Here is a 17718-nt window from a genome sequence, read left to right on the forward strand (position 1 = left end):
AGAAAGCCGCAGTAGATAACAGAATTGCGGCGAATGTCACATCCCCTCGCATGCCACCTCTGTGATCTCCCTCACGAACATCTTTGCAAGTCTGCCAGCGCTAATGCGCCACTGGCAGTATGCGGAAGGTGCAGAAAGGGCAAGGTTTCTACTCTGTGAACATCAAATCACAGGAAGAACACGCCATGAGTAAGCGAAATATCGTTGCCATAGATTTAGGCGCATCCAGTGGACGAGTGATGCTTGCCCACTGGGATGCAGCGACCCGCCATCTCAATCTGCGTGAAGTCAAACGCTTCGCCAATCAACGTCAACGCCGCGCCGGCTATGACTGTTGGGATGTCGATCAGCTCGAACAGGAGATTCGTGCTGGTCTGGCCCAGTTAGATCAGGAAGGTATCGTACCCGATAGCATCGGTATTGATACGTGGGGTGTAGACATGGTGCTGCTGAATGCCCAGGGTGAGCGCGTTGGCGAAGCGGTTAGCTATCGTGATGCACGTACTCACGGCGTGATGGAGCGTGCCCTGCGAGAAGTGGGGAAAAGTGCCATCTACGCACGCACCGGTATTCAGTTCCTGCCTTTTAATACGCTGTATCAAATGCGTGCGCTGCATGAGTCGCAACCCGACTGGCAAGCTGACGTAGCACATGCCCTGATGATTCCTGATTACCTGCATTATCGCCTGACTGGCAACATGAACTGGGAATATACCAACGCCACGACGACCCAAATGCTGAATATCGAAAGCGGCGAATGGGATGCCGATTTGCTGGCATGGGCAGGCGTTGAGGCTAAATGGTTTGGCAAGCCCCAGGCGCCAGGCAACACCATCGGCTTTTGGAAAAGCGCAACCGGCGAACCCATTCCGGTGATCGCCGTTGCCACCCATGATACCGCCAGCGCGGTTTTGGCCACGCCGTTGATGCAGGATGATTCCGCTTACCTCAGTTCAGGCACATGGTCATTGATGGGGTTTGAAAGCTTACAACCTTACGCTTCAGAAGCTGCGATGCGCGCCAATATTACGAATGAAGGTGGCGCAGAAGGGTATCGGGTACTGAAAAATATCATGGGTTTATGGCTACTACAGCGAATTTGCAGCGAACTGAATATTGAAGATTTGTGCCAACTGATCGCCGAAACAACACACGAACCCGCCTGCCGCTCGCTGATTAACCCTAACCATGCGCGCTTCATCAATCCCGATAGCATGGTTGGTGAAATTCAAAATGCCTGCGCTGAGCAAGGTATGCCCGTTCCGCAATCTGCTGCTGCTTTAGCCCGCTGCATCTTTGACAGCCTGGCGCTGCTGTATCGTGAAGTGATGGGTGAGCTGGCGACGCTACGTGGACAAAATTTCAGTCAGTTACACGTGGTCGGCGGTGGCTGCCAAAACCATTTTCTTAATCAACTTTGTGCCGATGCCTGTGAAATCTCTGTGCTGGCGGGGCCAATTGAAGCCTCAACGCTTGGCAACGTCGGATGCCAGCTGATCGCGCTCGGCGAACTGACCGACGTGGCGGATTTCCGTCGCTGCGTAGCGAAGAACTTCCCACTCGAAAAATTTGAACCGCAAACTAACAGCGCTTTTGGTGCCAGCCAGGCACGCTTCACCGCGCTGAGCCAACCTGCTAAGGAACTCGCTTATGACTAAGCTAATTGAACAAGCCTTTGAACTGGCTAAACAACGTTTCGCTGAAATTGGTGTTGATGTAGAAGAAGCCATTAAGCGACTGGACAGCGTGCCTGTTTCAATGCACTGCTGGCAGGGAGATGATGTTCGTGGATTTGAAAACCCGCAAGGCACCTTAACGGGTGGTATTCAGGCAACGGGAAATTATCCCGGTCGTGCACGTACAGCAGAAGAGCTGCGCGCCGATCTTGAGAAAGCGTTGTCATTGATTCCTGGGCCTAAACGCCTGAATCTGCATGCTATTTATCTGGAAAGCGATACGCCGGTTGATCGCGATGCTATTGAACCGAAACATTTCGCTAACTGGGTAGAATGGGCTAAGAAAAATAAACTGGGCTTGGACTTCAACCCAAGCTGCTTCTCACATCCTTTAAGCGCAGACGGCTTCACGCTGTCTCACACCGATAAAAATATTCGCCAGTTCTGGATTGATCATTGCAAAGCCAGCCGCCGTATTTCTGCTTACTTTGGCGAGCAACTCGGTACGCCTTCCGTCATGAATATCTGGGTGCCAGATGGCATGAAAGATATCACCGTTGATCGCCTGGCTCCGCGTCAACGCCTGATGAGCTCGCTGGATGAAATTATCGCTGAGAAGCTCAATCCAGAACATCATATTGATGCGGTCGAAAGTAAGTTGTTCGGTATAGGTGCCGAAAGTTACACCGTCGGGTCAAATGAATTCTTCCTGGGATACGCCAGCAGCCGTCAAACCGCATTAACGCTGGATGCCGGACATTTCCATCCAACCGAAGTGATCTCTGACAAAATTTCTGCCGCCATGTTGTACGTACCACGCCTGTTACTGCATGTCAGCCGTCCGGTGCGTTGGGACAGCGATCATGTGGTGCTTCTTGACGACGAAACGCAAGCCATTGCCAGTGAAATCGTACGTCACCAGCTGTTCGATAAAGTACATATCGGTCTCGATTTCTTCGACGCATCCATTAACCGCATCGCCGCGTGGGTCATCGGTACGCGTAACGCGAAAAAGCGCTGCTGCGCGCCTTGCTGGAACCTACCGACCGCTTGCGTAAGGTGGAAGCGGAAGGTGATTACACCGCACGCCTAGCGCTGCTGGAAGAACAAAAATCACTGCCCTGGCAGGCGGTGTGGGAAGCCTGGTGCCTGCGTCACGACGTCCCGGCTGATGCCAGCTGGTTAAGCGATGTCCGTCATTACGAACAGCAAATTTTGAATCAACGTTAAGGATTTCACTATGCAAAGCATTCTTTCTTCCTGGTTTGTTAAAGGAATGGTTAAAGCCACGAGCGACATGTGGTTGAAAGGCTGGGATGAGCGCAACGGCGGCAACGTTAGCCTGCGTTTGCTGGAAGAGGAGGTGAAGCCTTTTGCTGCGGATTTCTATGCTGAGCCGCGCTGCATCGAACTGACGCAACCTGCGCCAGCGCTGGCAAATTGTTGGTTCCTGGTCACCGGCTCCGGTAAGTTTTTCCGCAATGTACAGCTCGATCCAGCAGATTGTCTGGTATTGCTGCAGGTAGATGATAAAGGCTTGTCATACAAAATTCATTGGGGCTTGTCGAATGGCGGATTGCCAACCTCAGAACTGGCCTCGCACTTCCAGTCGCATTGTGTGCGTAAAGAGGTCAGTAACGGCGTAGATCGCGTCATTATGCATTGTCATGCCACAAACTTTATGGCGCTGAGCTATGTGGTTGAACTCGATTCTGCTCGCTTTACCCGTTTGTTATGGGAAGGCAGTACCGAGTGTCTGGTGGTTTTCCCGGATGGTGTGGGCATTCTGCCATGGATGGTACCGGGCACCGACGGCATTGGCGCCGCTACCGCCGAACAGATGCAGTCGCATACGCTGGTGATGTGGCCTTTCCACGGGATTTTTGGCACCGGACCAACGCTGGATGAAGCTTTTGGCTTAATCGACACCGCAGAAAAATCGTCAGAAGTGATTGTGAAAGTGCTTTCGATGGGCGGTATACGTCAAAGCATTACCACTGAGCAGTTGATTGCTTTGGGTGAACGCTTCGGCGTGAAACCGTGGCAGCCAGCGCTGGATGTAGGACCTGCCAATGCTGCGTAGAGCGTTTGTTATGCAGGTGAACGCAGATTGCCATGCAGAGTATGAGCGTCGCCATTCACCTATCTGGCCAGAGCTGTCCGAAACGCTCAAAGCGCACGGCGCACACAATTATGCCATCTGGCTGGATGCCGATCGTAATTTACTGTTTGCAAGCGTAGAGATTGAGTCGGAAGAGCAGTGGAATGCGGTGGCACAAACAGACGTTTGTCAGCGCTGGTGGGCTTCAATGAAAGATTTGATGCCATCGAACCCCGATAACAGCCCTAAAAGCCAGGCCTTGAAGCCGGTGTTTTTTCTGGAATAGCGTTTGGCAGTAATTTTGCGAATAAAAGGGGCGGATAATGCGCCCCCTTTATTTAGTGCTGACCCTGACACAGACCGGTTAACGTTGGCCACATTGCCATCAGCGTATCGATAATACTGTCGAGATCTTTTCTTAAAGCCCCTTCACGTGCCCGCACAGACATCCCTTGCAGCATACAGGCGAGATAACGCGATAATGACTCAATGTTTACTTTTTGGTTGAGTTCGCCGCGCTGCTGACGCGCCACTAAAAAACGACTCAACGTCGCTTCCTGCGCCTGATTTTGCTGCTTCAGCATATTAGCAATTTCGCTGGATGATGCGGACAACGCCGTCGACGTGCAGATAAAGAAGCAGCCAGAAGGTGAATTCCGGTCAGTGAAGCAGGCGGCTGTCGCGCGGAAATAGCCTTCAATGGCTTTATCTACCGCAAGATGATCATCATCAAGTGCCGCTTCACGATAAGCACAGAACTTTTCTGTATAGCGCGCCATAGCCGCTCTAAACAAACCTTCTTTATTAACAAACTCTGCATAGAGTGTGGGTGCTTTAGCGCCAGTGGCGGCGACCAAATCGGCCAGCGATGTTCCTTCGTAACCATGCGTCCAGAAAAGTGTCAGTGCCTTATCCAGCGCAGCCTCACGATCAAACACTTTTGGGCGGCCCCGACATTTCTTCACATCGCAATCTTGTACCTGGCTCATACAACCTCACTACTTTAGAAACACTCTAATAAATTACCGATCATTAACTTAATTAGCAAGGTGCTCTGTCAACGGGCTGTAAACGCGTTGCCAATTTGTGCCTTACCGCAAACTATCCGCCCCAATGGTTAAGTGAAAATCCACGCTAAAGCCCATAATCACGCCACTTCGCGATTAAAATAACGCTCATTAAATAAATATTGACGACAACCGAGTAACAGGTCTATCATTTATTTAACGGTCGTTAATTAAATGGCGACAACGATTTTCAAACCTCATTCGTAAGCGAGAAAATATTATGAACAACATCAAATTCACTCTGGCAGCGGTTGCACTTTCTACTCTGACTTTTGGTGCTTTTGCTGCAGAACAAGTTTCCAGCGATCCACTGAACCAACAGCAGGTCGGTACCATTTCTGTCCAGGCCGGTAGCAGCCTTGACTCGGTTGAAGCGCAATTGAATGCGAAAGCAGACGCAGCGGGTGCCAAATCATTCCGCATTATCTCAACAACCGGTCAGAACAAATTGCACGGCACTGCTGTGATTTATCAGTAATTGAAGAATTGAGAAGGGGTTCGTTATGAAAAAGCTACATATTGCCTTGATGGCAATCGCGCTAGGCAGCGTCTCGTTTACCTCACTAGCGGCGCAGGAAGTGAGTCATACGCCATTAGATCAACAGCAAGTGGGTGTGATTAGCGCCACCGGCAGCACTAATCTCACTTCGCTTGAGCAACAGCTCTCCGAGAAGGCCAGCGATGTGGGGGCAAAGTCTTTCCGCATCACTTCGACCTCTGGCAACAACAACCTGCATGGCACAGCCGTTCTTTATAAATAAACAGTGATAAATAAGTCACTAAGCAGGCTTCAGATAAGGAACCTTATCTGAAGCCTTTTTTAGCCGTTTGAACGTAACTGCGGATAACGGCGGAAGATATAGACACACCAGAGCAGCGCAACCAGACCAATTATCCCGCCGACATTCCCTACATCAGCCATACGCATATGCAGGCTAACCTGGTTGCCTAACAGTGCACCGGCACCAATGCCAATATTATAGATGCCGGACATTAATGACATGGCGACGTCCGTCGCATCAGGCGCCAGCGAAAGCACCCGTACCTGCATTGCCAGACCAATCATCATCATCGACATGCCCCAAATTACGCACAATGTCGAGATAGCTGCAGGACGAACCGCAGCAAAAATCAGTAATCCCATGCACAGCGTAATCAGTGCCACTGCCGAAATTAACAGCGCAGACGGAAATTTATTACCCAGTGAGCTAAACAGGATGCTGCCCAGAATACCCGCCGATCCAAACAGCAGCAGCAGCAGCGTGGTAAAATTCTCACCAGAGTTCGCCACCACCTGCATAAAAGGCTCGATGTAGCTGTAAGCGGTGTAATGCGCCGTCACAACTAAAGTAACCAGCACATACATACTGACTAACGCCGGGCGGCGAAACAGCATTGGCACGCTGCTGAGAGAACCGGTGTGTTCGCTTGGCAGGCGCGGCAAAATGCGAGCAAGCATGATCATCAACACCAACGCGGTAAGGCCAATGATGCCAAACGTTGTGCGCCAGCCAAGGTATTGCCCAACGACGCGTCCAATCGGCACGCCTAATACCATTGCCAAAGCAGTTCCGGTCGCTAACATGCTCAGCGCCTGTGTTTTCTTGCCCGCAGGTGCAACGCGGATCGCCAGTGAGGCGGTGATCGACCAAAAAACCGCGTGTGACAACGCAATGCCGATACGAGAAACAATCAGCGAGGTAAAGTCCCAGGCGAAAGTTGTCAGCACATGACTCACGATAAAGATGACAAACAGCACCGCCAGCAGCATACGCCTTTCAACGTTGCGCGTTAGCAGCATCAACGGCAATGAAAGCAGCGCGACGACCCACGCATAGATGGTCAGCATGATGCCAACATCAGCGGTTTTCATCGAAAAGTCGGCGGCAATATCAGACAACAGGCCAACAGGCACAAATTCGGTGGTGTTAAAAACAAATGCAGCGATTGCCAGCAGCACCACGCGTAGCCAGGCCGTTTTACGGGAAACAGTTATTGATTGCATGAGGAGTCAATTAGTCAGAACAGCGAAATTGGATGACGTTGAGCATCCAGTGAAAGTGACTTGCGTCACAATTTAGCGACTATTGTGGATGAAGAATGCGGATTACGAAACCTTGAAATCCGCTTTTATTATTGAATATTTTTTATCGCCCCCAGTGAAGGCGATAGCCTGAGGTTATCTACCGCGCCGTTGACCCGGCATCATGCGCATCAGCGTGTTGTCTTTCAAAAGATAGTGATGAAACAGTGCCGCAACAACATGCAGCCCTACCAGCCAATAACCCAACGGTGCCAGCGTTTCATGCCAGTCAATCAACGTATCGGATAAATCGACGTTGGGTTCACTGGCAACCGGCATCGACAGGCCAAATAACCACCAGTCGCGACCACGCAGATAACGCGAAGCGAGCCCTAAAATCGGCAGCGAGATGAACAGGGCATAAATTAAGGTGTGAGTGAGATGCGCCAGTCCTGTTTGCCAGCGCGGCGCGGGTGGCAAAATCGCCGGGCTGCGATGGCGTATGCGCAGAAATAACCGGGAAAGCATGATAACCAGTACCGTCGCGCCGGCACTAAAATGCGTAACAATTAGCGTATAACCTTGCCACGAACCACGCTGGGCAAAGCCGCGAAGTTCGATAGTGCTGTAAGCAATAACAATGAGAAAGAAGGTAAGCCAGTGTAAGGCAATCTGTGACGCCGCAAATTTTTCCCGCATGTTAAATCCGAACAAAGAGAATCAAGAAGCCTAACATAGCGGAAACGGATGTAAATGCTTAACAAATTGACACAGCAGCAGCAATAGTAGCCTGCCGTGAAGGGCAGACTACTATCAGAGACAGACCATGTGCTTTAGTCCCACGCTATTCTGGATGTTCAGCTTTTTTTAGCGTGACGGGACAGCAGTTATCGCATCCTAATGCATTGGGATAATATTTGCGTGCTTGCTGAATAGCGGCTGTTGGGGCGTAAAAACTGCCCAGAAAAAGTCGTCCCGCTTGGGATGGCAAGTATTTGCACCCTGAAGCATGGACCACATGGTTATCGTTATACCCTGATTGTTTATTGACGTAATAGTAAAGAGCCATAGGGCAACCTCATTGCTGTTAAAAAATAAAAAATTACATTTATCGTTGGAATGGAATCGATTATAGCGAGGAAAATACGTTTTGTTTCATTTGGCCCTGATAACCTAACAATTTATCGTCTGGCGATCAAAAAAGGCGCTTGCGCGCCCTTTGTAAGAGATTAATTAAATTACAGCTTTCGACATTGCAACCGTCTGGCGACGAGTAAGGCAAGCAACAGCAATACGGTGATGAAAAGGGTAATGCCTGTCCAGCCGTAGCGATGCCAGAAAAGCCCGCCCAAGGTTCCGGCAACGCTGGAACCCAAATAGTAACTAAACAGATAGAGTGATGAGGCCTGACCTTTGGCACGGCGGGCGCGGGGGCCAATCCAGCCGCTGGCGACAGAGTGTGCGGCGAAGAAGCCCGCCGTGAATAACATCATGCCAATCAAAATGACCCAAACAGAACTGAAAGCCGTAATAAGAAGCCCGGTCAGCATAATTGCTGTAGCACCGAACATCACCGGTCCACGCCCCAGTTTGCTGGTCAGCGCCCCGGCTTTGGGAGAGCTCCACGAGCCTGTCAGATAAACCACAGACAATAAGCCGACCACTGCCTGACTCAAATGCCACGGCGCACCCAGTAAACGATAGCCGATGTAATTGAACAGGGTCACAAAAGCACCCATCAGTAGGAAGCCTTCAGCAAACAGCAGCGGCAAGCCTTGATCACGCCAGTGCAGGCGAAAGTTAATGATCAGGCTGCGTGGTCGCAGTGAGGCGGGACGAAAATGGCGGGAAGCGGGCAAAATTTTCCAGAACATCACCGCAGAAGCCAGTGCAAAGCAGCCAATCACTGCAATCGCAATCCGCCATGAGTAAAAGTCTGTTAAAACGCCGCTGATCAGGCGGCCACTCATGCCACCAATCGAATTACCGCTGATGTATAACCCCATGGAAAAAGCAACCATACGGGGGTGGATCTCTTCACTCAGATAGGTCATTCCCACCGCAGCAACACCGCTTAACGACAGACCTATCAAAGCGCGCATCAATAATATGCCGTGCCAGCTGGTCATGGTCGCAGAGATAAGCGTACAAATAGCGGCCAGCATTAACGCGGTCACCATCACCGGTTTCCGTCCAATGGCGTCAGACAGCGGGCCCGTTACCAGCAAACCTAATGCCATTAAACCGGTTGAAATCGACAGAGAGATACTGCTTGCAGCGGGCGAAACGCCAAATTGCTCGGAGAGAACCGGCAAGATAGGTTGAACACAGTAAAGTAGGGCAAACGTGGCTAAACCGGCAGAAAACAGCGCCAGAGTCACACGCATGAATTGCGGCGTTCCGCGTTCTATCCATCCTGACGTCGAGACGGAAGCGGGCGAACGGGGTGATTCATCATCAATTATCACCGCCTGAGAAGAGCGACTCACGGAAATACCTCCTTTGTTCCTGATTCGTCAACTCTAGAAAAGCCGGATTAGGTTGTCTAATATATTAATAATCTCAAATAAGATGTTTAAAGTATGAATATAGAGTTGCGTCATCTCCGATATTTTATCGCTGTGGCCGAAGAGCTGCATTTTGGGCGCGCCGCACAGCGCCTGAATATTTCTCAACCGCCACTGAGTCAGCAAATTATGCAGTTAGAGGCGGAAACCGGCGCGCAACTGTTTAATCGCACCAACCGCAGCGTAAAACTCACCGCCGCCGGGCAGCAGTTGTTGACAGATGCACGCGCTATTTTGTTGCAGGTGGAGCAAGCGGCAGAACGGGCAGCACGCTTACATCGTGGTGAGGAAGGGGAGTTACGTATTGGTTTTACGTCCTCGGCGCCTTTCACGGGCGTGCTTTCCAATGCATTGTATCAGTTTCGCCAGCGTTGGCCGAAAGTGCATATTCAGATGCAGGAAATCAACACGCGCCAGCAGTTAGCCCCGTTACATGACGGTCGGCTTGATTTAGGTGTTATGCGTAATACGCCACTGCCGGGCGATCTTCGTCATCAACTGCTACTCAGTGAACCGCTTTACGCTGTGGTGCATTGGGCCCATCCTTTGGTGGATGCGGACAAAATCTCTATCAAGGCTTTAGCGTCTGAACCTTTTGTCTTTTTTGATCCTCAAGGGGGAACCGCACTTTACAGTGAAATCCTGGCGCTGCTGCATCGTTATCAAATCAAACCCTATATCACGCAGGAAGTCGGCGAAGCCATGACCATTTTAGGGTTAGTGGCCACAGGTTTAGGCGTTTCGATTTTACCCGCTTCGTTTCGGCGCGCACGTCTAGCCGATGTTGTGTGGTTACCGCTGGAAGAGCCCGATGCGTTATCAGAATTGTGGTTGGTCTGGTCAGGGAGCGCGAAATAAATGCGCAAATGGATCGAATGATGCAGCTACTGCGGCGTGACTTTGCGGGTTAATCCCTCTTTCCCATCAGCAATGTGTGCGACAAATCACATTTCCAATCAAATATTTGACGCTCAAGGCTAATCTGCCGCACCATATCTCATGTTTATTTAGAAGCGCGAAAATAACCGGGAGCAGGGTGTGAACCTGGACAGTCAACCTGGCCACATTGACCAAATTAAGCAGACTAATGCAGGCGTCGTTTACCGATTAATTGATCTTTATGGTCCCATTTCGCGTATCGAACTCTCCAAACGGGCGCAGCTCGCGCCAGCCAGTATTACCAAAATTGTGCGTGAAATGTTAGAAGCGCATTTGGTGCAGGAAACGGAATTTCAGGAGCCAGGAAGCCGTGGAAGGCCTGCAATTGGCTTGATACTGGATACTGTCGCCTGGCACTATCTGGCGATCCGCCTGCATCATGGTGAGATGACCATGACCCTCCGCGATCTCAGTAGCCGTTCACTGGTTGAAGAGATCCTGCCGTTACCGGAAGAAACTCAACAGCCGTTACTGGCCTCACTTGTGAATGAGGTGGATGCGTTTTTCATTCGCCATCAGCAAAAGCTGGAGCGTTTGACGGCAATTGCGATTACGTTGCCCGGACTGATCAATGCGGCATCTGGCGTGGTACATCGTTTACCCGGCTATGCTGTACAGGATATGCCGCTCGGTGAGGTGCTTGCAGCCCGTACCGGACTACCGGTTTTTATTCAGCATGATATTTCCGCCTGGACTTTAGCAGAATCACTGTTCGGTGCTTCACACGGCGCGCAGGATGTCATTCAGATAGTCATTGATGAAACGGTCGGTGCAGGCGTGATCAGCGGTGGTCAGCTACTGCATAAAAGAGGCAGGGCGTTGGTCGAAATCGGCCATACTCAAATCGATCCTTACGGTAAACAGTGCTATTGCGGCAATCATGGCTGCCTGGAAACCGTCGCCAGCACCGGCAGTTTGCTGGCGCTGGTCACACAGCGATTAGCATCGCAACTCGACAGCACTTTGCATCAGCAACCGCTGACGCTGGAATCGCTTTGCTCGGCCGCACTCGCGGGTGATCGACTGGCATGTGATGCTATTGCCAGTGTCGGCCATCACGTTGGCCGCATGTTAGCTATGATGGTTAACATCTTTAATCCGCAACAAATTCTTATCGGTTCACCGCTTAATCAGGCTGCTGAAGTCTTATTCCCCGCAGTAAGTAGCACCATTCATCAGCAAGCCTTACCCGCTTACAGTGCCGAAATTAATCTGGCTACAACCGAATTTCGAGAGCCCGGAACATTAGGTGCCGCCGCTTTAATCAAAGATGCGCTTTACAGTGGATATTTACTGGTGAAGCTATTGCAAGGTTAAGCCTGACTTAACCTTGCGCTAACGCAAGTTGCGTCGCGAACCCTTTCCTTACTATGCCTCTTCGTACTTATGTTCATTGTCGACTGGACAAACCAAGTCTGAAGGAGGATGGGGTGAAAACACTCTTTGTCACCGGCACCGATACTGCTGTTGGGAAAACGGTAGTATCGCGCGCGCTGTTGCAATGTTTTACGCAGGCGAACCTGAGCGCAGTGGGTTATAAACCCGTTGCACGCTGTGCCGCGTCTACACAGAACGGCCTGAGAAATAAAGATGCTTTAATTCTGCAAAGCGCGTCCTCTCTTGCGCTTCCTTATGAAGCGATCAATCCACTGATTTTCGAGGAAGAGGAAATCTGCATCCACCCACACAACAGCATCGATTATGCTCAACTCACTAACGGCTTAAACAGTTTGCAACAGCAAGTCGATCGGGTTGTTGTTGAAGGAACCGGCGGCTGGCGTAGCCTGATGAACGATGAACGGCCGCTTTCTGCTTGGGTAGTCGAGCAGCAACTCCCGGTTGTCATGGTGGTGGGTATTCAATCGGGTTGCATAAGCCATGCACTGTTAACGGCTGAAAGCATTGTCCGTGACGGTTTACCCCTTTTGGGCTGGGTAGCAAATCGCATCAATCCTGGCCTGGCACACTACGCGGACATCATTGAAGTTCTCCGCACCAAAATGGCCGCGCCTTTGTTGGGCGAGCTTCCTTATTTGCCCCGTCCAGAGCAACGCGATCTCACCGCTTACCTGGACATTTCATTATTACTTGAGGCAGGCGTGCACAGTATAAGTGCAAACAGCGCCTAGCCCTGCAACAAATGGCATCAAAAAGCAGCACGGTGAACGTAAAGTTTCATGGATGTCGTGCTGTTTCTTCTGAATAATTTCTCATATTTAACAATAACCTGATTTATTTTCAGCCTGTGAGCTGACGGTGTGGCGCAAAAAATGCATTAGCAGCTATTGATAAATAGCACAGCTAATAACTATTTGCCGGAGCACCATTATGTCGCAATCGCACGAGAAAGGTTTGCTGTACGGGCTTGATGCTCGGATCGGGCCTGTACCCGCTTTTTTGCCGCGCTACAACATGTTTTGGCCAGCGTGGTCGGAATCATTACGCCGCCGTTGATCATTGGGTCGCTATTAGGGCTTCAGGCCTATATCCCTTATCTGATCAGTATGTCTTTGCTGGTCTCTGGCTTGGGTACGTTTATTCAGGCGCGCCGTTTTGCGGGTATAGGTGCAGGCATGATTTGTCTACAGGGCACCAGCTTCGCTTTCCTTGGCGTGATTCTCTCTGGCGGATTGATGGTGAAAGCGCGGGGTGGCTCACCGGAAGAGATTATGGCGATGCTGTTTGGCTGCAACATGGTGGCAGCCTTCATTCCTATCCTGTTAAGTCGCTGCGTCAAACAATTGCGTAAAGTGCTAACGCCCGTGGTCACGGGCACGGTTATTACTTTGATCGGTATTAGCCTGATAAAAGTCAGCATTACCGATTGGGCGGGAGGACATAACGCGCAGGATTTTGGTGCGCCCGGTAACTTAGCATTAGGCGCATTAACTTTGCTGGTGATTGTGGCATTGAATCGCTCGCGTAACCGTTGGGCCCGCTTAGTCGCTGTGGTGGTGGGCATTACTGTGGGATGTATCGCCGCTGCGTTGACGGGGCACTTGCACCTTAAGCCTGCCGTTGAAACCGCTTGGCTGGTGATGCCTTCGTTCTTCAAATTCGGTTTTAATTTTGACTGGACTCTCTTTGTGCCGATCGCGCTGGTTTCTGTGATCGCGGTGATAGAAGCGGTAGGCGATCTCACTGCCAACTGTATGTTGTCTCAGCAGCCAATTGTGGGCCCTCAGTTTCAACAGCGGTTAGAGGGTGGCATTATGGCGGATGGCATTAGCTGCATGCTGGCTGCCATCTTCTCCGCATTTCCCAATACCACTTTTGCGCAGAACAACGGCGTGATCCAAATGACCGGCGTTGCAAGTCGTTACGTGGGTATGGTTTTAGGCTTAATGCTGGCGCTGTTGGGGATCTTCCCGGCGATTGGGTCGCTATTGCAGCAGATTCCGCCGCCGGTTTTAGGCGGGGCAACCATTGTGATGTTTGGTAGCGTGGTCGCGGCAGGCATTCGCGTAATGACGCAAACGCCATTAGGCCGACGCGAAATGTTAATCGTGGCTATCTCTTTTGGCATTGGTTTAGGCGTTGAGGCGGTACCCGATGTGCTGAAACAGTTCCCTATGCTGATCACTAACCTGTTTGGACATGCTGTTACCACAGGCGGTATTTTAGCCATTCTTCTTAACATTATTTTGCCTACTGAGCAGGGCACACAACCGTTAGCCGAAGGCGAAACCGTAAAAGAGCAGTAAGAAAAAGGGCCGTTATGGCCCTTTTTTGTTGTTGAGTTTACATCAAGGATTCAAGCGGCGGCGCGTTCGTCCAGAACTCAGATAATCCGCAATATAATCTTGCGAAATTTCTCCGCTATAACGTCCTTCCTCATCCACGATAGGCATCCACACCGTGTTGTGCTCGTAAAGCTTAGAGAGTACCACGCGCAGGTTTTCTTCTGCTTTACCGGTCACTTTAAAGGTGTTCAGGATATCTTCGCAGTTTCCGCTGGCGTTGCGTGCCTCGCGACGCTTCACAAAGCCCAGAGGTTTACCATCATTATCGACCACCGTAATAGACCGCATGTCATTGTCATCCATCATGCCAAAGGCTTCTGACAACGGCGTCGAGCGTCTAACGGTAATCGTCGGCTGTTGATCGGTAACATCACCTGCTTGCACTAACAGCAGACGCTTCAAGGTGCGGTCTTGGCCCACAAACGACCCCACAAACTCATTAGCCGGTGTTGCCAGCAGTTCATCCGGGCTGGCGCACTGCACAATTTTGCCCTGACCAAACACGGCTATTCGATCACCCAGTTTCAGCGCTTCATCAATATCATGACTCACCAGCATCACGGTTTTTTCAACTGGCGTTGCATATCAAGAAATTCGTTTTGGATCACTTCACGGTTGATGGGGTCGACAGCGCCAAAAGGTTCATCCATCAGCAACACCGGTGGATCCGCTGCCAAGGCACGAATCACGCCGATACGCTGCTGCTGTCCGCCCGACATTTCACGCGGATAGCGATGCAAGAACTTGGTTGGATCCAGCGCGACCATGCTCATAAGTTCAGTTGCGCGCTCATGGCAACGTTTTTTGTCCCAGCCCAGCATGCGTGGTACGACCGTGATGTTTTCCTCAATGGTCATGTTGGGAAACAGACCAATTTGCTGAATCACATAACCAATGTTACGGCGTAACGTTGTGGTGTCCTGCGTGCTGGTATCTTCGCCATTAATCAAAATTTTCCCGCTGGTAGCAGGAATAAGGCGGTTGATCATTTTTAAGGTGGTGGTTTTGCCGCAGCCTGAAGGGCCAAGCAGCACACACATTTCCCCGGCAGGGACTTCAAGACTGACGTTATCCACGGCTTTCATGGTAGTGCCGTTCTTTTGCGTAAAGGTTTTCGTCAGGTTTTCCAGTTTTATCATTATCGAATCCCCTTAGGAGTCAGCGCCAGCTGCAAACGATGAAGCAGCCAGTCAAGAATAATGGCCAGCAGGCAAATCATCAGCGCCCCGGCAATCAACATACGAATATCACTGCCGCTGATCCCATCCAGCAGCAACAGGCCAAGACCGCCTGCGCCAATAACTGCGGCAATCGCCATCACACCAACGTTCATCACCACAGCGGTACGAATCCCGCCAAAGATCACCGGCAGCGCCATAGGAATTTCCACCCAACGCAGACGTTGCCAAAAGGTCATCCCGATACCGCGTCCCGCTTCACGCAGGCCCGGCGGCAGGTTTTCCAACGCGGTGTGGGTGTTACGTACAATCGGCAGCAGAGAATAGAGAAACACTGCGGTAATTGCCGGTAACGCGCCAATGCCTTGCCCAATCATGGAAAACAGCGGAATCATCAGGCCAAACAGCGCAATGGTCGGAATGGTGAGCACCACCGTAGCGATGCCCAATACCGGCGTAGCGAGCCATTTAAAACGCACAATCAAAATGCCAAGCGGTACGCCGATGACGATGGCAAAACCAACGGCAACCAGCACCAACCAGGTATGTTGCCAGGTGAGGTTAAGCAGGCTATTCCAGTTATGCATGATGTAGTGAAGGGTATCCATGATGCCTCCTTACAGCATGTGTTTTGAGTTAAGAAAGTCGCGTGCCACCTGTTGCGGTGACTGATGATCAATATCCACGCGCTTGTTCATTTCGGTAATCGCTTCGTTGGTCAGCAGTGGGGTAAGCTGATTCAATGCGTCCTCTAAACCGGGATGGCTCTCCAGAACATCTTTCCGCACCACCGGCGTCACGTTATAGCTCGGGAAGAAATGTTTATCGTCTTCCAGTACTTTCAGGTCGAAGCCTTTGACGCGCCCGTCAGTGGTGTATACCAGACCTGCATCGACAAAGCCGTCACGCACCGCGTTGTAAACCAGACCCGGATCCATTTGACGGATTTGTGGGCGATCCAGTGGCATGTTGTAGGCTTCCTGCAAAGGCTTCATTCCATCCGAGCGCCCGGCAAACTCCAAATCCAACGCTAACCGCCAGTTTTTGTCAGGATCGGTTTTACGTACTTGCTCCAGCTTCGCCACCATTTGAGACATCGTGGTGATTCCCTCTTTTTCCGCCCGCGAACGCTGCATAGCGAAGGCATAGGTATTGTTCATCGGGGCGGGATTGAGCCAGACCAGACCCAGTTTGGCGTCGAGCTGTTTCACGGTGTTATAGGCATCTTGAGACGACATCGGTTTATTGATGTGGTTAAAGATAATCAGCGATGTGCCAGTATATTCCCAGGTCATATCAATCTGTTTATTGATCATGGCATTACGGCCAATCGTCGTAGCGATGTTACGTTTCGGCACGACCTGAAATCCTTGCTTTTGCAGCCACATTACCGTCATTGCAGAAAGAATGTGCTGCTCGGTAAAGCTTTTCGTCGACATCACGATCGGTTCAGCGGCATGCGCCGCCTGACTCATCGCCAGCGTTGCCGTTAGGGCGAGGGCGGTCTGTTTTATCCAACGCTTCAGCATCACAAAGCTCCTTAAATGTTATGCCGCAGCGTGCGGGCTGAGATAACGTCCCAATGCTGCCAACAGCATGTCTAAAACCAGCGCAACCAAAGCCGTGGCGACTGCGCCGAGAATTAAAGTAGGGAAGTCGTTCAGGTAAATACCGGGGAAGATCAGTTCGCCAAAACTGCTGGCACCGATCAAAAAAGCCAGCGGAGCGGTGCCGACATTGATCGCCGTAGCAATACGCACACCGGCTAAAATCACCGGCAGCGCATTAGGCAGTTCAACCTGGCGCAGGCGCTGGAACTTGGTCATGCCGATGCCGTTCGCCGCTTCAATCAGCGATGCAGGCACGGCGCTCAGACCAGAGAAGGTGTTACGCACAATGGGCAGCAGCGAAGCCAGGAACAGCGCAATCAACGCGGGACGATCGCCAATGCCGATCACGACCATCGCTAACGCTAATACGGCCAGCGGCGGCAACGTATTACCGACATTAAAGATTTGCATGACGTATTCAGCCCAGCGACGGGCAAAAGGGCGGCTAAGGATAATGCCGCTGGGAATGCCAACCAGCAGAGCGAACAGCATTGACCAAAACACCAGGAAAAGATGTTGTTGACCGAGGTAGAGTAAATCGACTTTGCGCGCGACCAGCGTGTCCCAGCCAATCCCCCAAACCAGCACAGCCAGCACGATAACGACGGCAAGCAGCGCAAGACCGGCGCGTTTGGCCAGCGAAGCATTTTGCATAAGGTGAGTCTCCCTGTTTATTCAGTCGATCTCATTTGTTATGGCAAAGAGTGACAGCACAACAAAAGCTAAAAACGGGCAGAAGCTTCCAATACTGTGTCTGTCGTAAATCGCAGATAAAAAGTGTGCTTATCTGCTCTTTTTCAGCGGGGAGCGAAAA

General features: G+C 51.1%; 14 protein-coding genes and 5 pseudogenes. 10 read left to right on the forward strand and 9 right to left on the reverse strand.

Going from position 1 to position 17718, the window contains the following annotated elements:
- The first annotated feature begins 185 nt into the window (after positions 1-185).
- From rhaB to rhaM, 4 genes and pseudogenes are all read left to right on the forward strand, one after another.
- Positions 186-1658 (forward strand): rhamnulokinase, encoded by a 1473-nt coding sequence (gene rhaB / locus KQP84_RS12505; protein ID WP_215846780.1) that lies wholly within the window; start codon positions 186-188, stop codon positions 1656-1658.
- A pseudogene (locus tag KQP84_RS12510) lies at positions 1651-2906 on the forward strand (L-rhamnose isomerase). Before rhaB ends, KQP84_RS12510 begins: the two are co-directional and overlap by 8 nt.
- 10 nt (positions 2907-2916) lie before the next feature.
- Positions 2917-3759 carry a rhamnulose-1-phosphate aldolase gene (rhaD, locus tag KQP84_RS12515; protein ID WP_215846781.1) on the forward strand — a complete coding sequence of 281 codons (843 nt, stop codon included), beginning with the start codon at positions 2917-2919 and terminating at the stop codon, positions 3757-3759.
- Positions 3749-4063: an L-rhamnose mutarotase gene (gene rhaM / locus KQP84_RS12520; protein WP_215846782.1), complete on the forward strand. Its 315-nt coding sequence runs from the start codon at positions 3749-3751 to the stop codon at positions 4061-4063. The genes rhaD and rhaM overlap by 11 nt, the downstream gene beginning before the upstream one ends.
- 52 nt (positions 4064-4115) lie before the next feature.
- Here the strand turns inward: rhaM and KQP84_RS12525 are convergent, their stop codons facing one another.
- The gene (locus KQP84_RS12525; RefSeq protein WP_215846783.1) at positions 4116-4766 is read right to left on the reverse strand and encodes a TetR/AcrR family transcriptional regulator; all 651 of its coding nucleotides are present in this window, start codon (positions 4764-4766) and stop codon (positions 4116-4118) included.
- A 298-nt stretch (positions 4767-5064) separates the two neighbouring features.
- Here KQP84_RS12525 and bhsA (KQP84_RS12530) point away from each other — a divergent pair, with 298 nt between their 5' ends.
- Together bhsA (KQP84_RS12530) and bhsA (KQP84_RS12535) are read left to right on the forward strand one after the other, a co-directional pair.
- The gene (gene bhsA / locus KQP84_RS12530) at positions 5065-5322 is read left to right on the forward strand and encodes a multiple stress resistance protein BhsA (RefSeq protein WP_215846784.1); all 258 of its coding nucleotides are present in this window, start codon (positions 5065-5067) and stop codon (positions 5320-5322) included.
- A 25-nt stretch (positions 5323-5347) separates the two neighbouring features.
- A complete protein-coding gene (gene bhsA / locus KQP84_RS12535) occupies positions 5348-5605 on the forward strand; it encodes a multiple stress resistance protein BhsA (RefSeq protein WP_215846785.1) in 258 nt (85 codons plus the stop codon).
- Between the two features lie 59 nt (positions 5606-5664).
- Here the strand turns inward: bhsA (KQP84_RS12535) and KQP84_RS12540 are convergent, their stop codons facing one another.
- The 4 genes and pseudogenes from KQP84_RS12540 to ynfM all read right to left on the reverse strand — a co-directional run bounded on the left by KQP84_RS12540 (position 5665) and on the right by ynfM (position 9356).
- The gene (locus KQP84_RS12540; protein WP_215846786.1) at positions 5665-6849 is read right to left on the reverse strand and encodes a sugar transporter; all 1185 of its coding nucleotides are present in this window, start codon (positions 6847-6849) and stop codon (positions 5665-5667) included.
- 174 nt (positions 6850-7023) lie between these two features.
- Entirely contained in the window at positions 7024-7566 is a 543-nt protein-coding gene (gene cybB / locus KQP84_RS12545; RefSeq protein WP_215846787.1) for a cytochrome b561, read from the reverse strand.
- A 114-nt stretch (positions 7567-7680) separates the two neighbouring features.
- A pseudogene (locus tag KQP84_RS25375) lies at positions 7681-7936 on the reverse strand (hypothetical protein).
- Between the two features lie 169 nt (positions 7937-8105).
- Positions 8106-9356: a multidrug efflux MFS transporter YnfM/SxtP(Kp) gene (gene ynfM / locus KQP84_RS12550; RefSeq protein WP_215846788.1), complete on the reverse strand. Its 1251-nt coding sequence runs from the start codon at positions 9354-9356 to the stop codon at positions 8106-8108.
- A 93-nt stretch (positions 9357-9449) separates the two neighbouring features.
- On the opposite strand from ynfM, the pseudogene KQP84_RS12555 reads away from it, so the two are divergent.
- From KQP84_RS12555 to KQP84_RS12570, 4 genes and pseudogenes are all read left to right on the forward strand, one after another.
- Positions 9450-10345: pseudogene (locus KQP84_RS12555) on the forward strand (LysR family transcriptional regulator).
- A 127-nt stretch (positions 10346-10472) separates the two neighbouring features.
- Entirely contained in the window at positions 10473-11690 is a 1218-nt protein-coding gene (gene mlc / locus KQP84_RS12560) for a sugar metabolism global transcriptional regulator Mlc (protein ID WP_215846789.1), read from the forward strand.
- Positions 11691-11803: 113 nt separating this feature from the next.
- Positions 11804-12502 (forward strand): dethiobiotin synthase, encoded by a 699-nt coding sequence (gene bioD / locus KQP84_RS12565; RefSeq protein ID WP_215846790.1) that lies wholly within the window; start codon positions 11804-11806, stop codon positions 12500-12502.
- A 199-nt stretch (positions 12503-12701) separates the two neighbouring features.
- Positions 12702-14077, forward strand: a pseudogene (locus KQP84_RS12570) (nucleobase:cation symporter-2 family protein).
- A gap of 42 nt (positions 14078-14119) precedes the next feature.
- On the opposite strand, the pseudogene osmV reads toward KQP84_RS12570, so the two are convergent.
- From osmV to KQP84_RS12590, 4 genes and pseudogenes are all read right to left on the reverse strand, one after another.
- A pseudogene (osmV, locus tag KQP84_RS12575) lies at positions 14120-15255 on the reverse strand (osmoprotectant ABC transporter ATP-binding protein OsmV).
- Positions 15255-15902: an osmoprotectant ABC transporter permease OsmW gene (gene osmW / locus KQP84_RS12580; protein ID WP_215846791.1), complete on the reverse strand. Its 648-nt coding sequence runs from the start codon at positions 15900-15902 to the stop codon at positions 15255-15257. The pseudogene osmV and the gene osmW overlap by 1 nt, the downstream one beginning before the upstream one ends.
- 9 nt (positions 15903-15911) lie before the next feature.
- Positions 15912-16823: a glycine betaine ABC transporter substrate-binding protein gene (locus tag KQP84_RS12585; protein WP_215846792.1), complete on the reverse strand. Its 912-nt coding sequence runs from the start codon at positions 16821-16823 to the stop codon at positions 15912-15914.
- Between the two features lie 18 nt (positions 16824-16841).
- Positions 16842-17558: an ABC transporter permease gene (locus KQP84_RS12590; protein ID WP_215846793.1), complete on the reverse strand. Its 717-nt coding sequence runs from the start codon at positions 17556-17558 to the stop codon at positions 16842-16844.
- Between the last annotated feature and the right edge of the window lie 160 nt (positions 17559-17718).

The sequence above is a fragment of the Candidatus Pantoea bituminis genome, from assembly GCF_018842675.1.
Lineage (GTDB): Bacteria > Pseudomonadota > Gammaproteobacteria > Enterobacterales > Enterobacteriaceae > Pantoea > Pantoea phytostimulans.

Coding starts and splice junctions, on each gene's coding strand:
- bhsA (WP_215846785.1), top strand. CDS start 5,348: ATGAAAAAGCTACATATTGCCTTGATGGCAATCGCGCTAGGCAGCGTC.
- bhsA (WP_215846784.1), top strand. CDS start 5,065: ATGAACAACATCAAATTCACTCTGGCAGCGGTTGCACTTTCTACTCTG.
- rhaD (WP_215846781.1), top strand. CDS start 2,917: ATGCAAAGCATTCTTTCTTCCTGGTTTGTTAAAGGAATGGTTAAAGCC.
- rhaM (WP_215846782.1), top strand. CDS start 3,749: ATGCTGCGTAGAGCGTTTGTTATGCAGGTGAACGCAGATTGCCATGCA.
- KQP84_RS12540 (WP_215846786.1), bottom strand. CDS start 6,849: ATGCAATCAATAACTGTTTCCCGTAAAACGGCCTGGCTACGCGTGGTG.
- KQP84_RS12525 (WP_215846783.1), bottom strand. CDS start 4,766: ATGAGCCAGGTACAAGATTGCGATGTGAAGAAATGTCGGGGCCGCCCA.
- KQP84_RS12590 (WP_215846793.1), bottom strand. CDS start 17,558: ATGCAAAATGCTTCGCTGGCCAAACGCGCCGGTCTTGCGCTGCTTGCC.
- rhaB (WP_215846780.1), top strand. CDS start 186: ATGAGTAAGCGAAATATCGTTGCCATAGATTTAGGCGCATCCAGTGGA.
- osmW (WP_215846791.1), bottom strand. CDS start 15,902: ATGGATACCCTTCACTACATCATGCATAACTGGAATAGCCTGCTTAAC.
- KQP84_RS12585 (WP_215846792.1), bottom strand. CDS start 16,823: ATGCTGAAGCGTTGGATAAAACAGACCGCCCTCGCCCTAACGGCAACG.
- cybB (WP_215846787.1), bottom strand. CDS start 7,566: ATGCGGGAAAAATTTGCGGCGTCACAGATTGCCTTACACTGGCTTACC.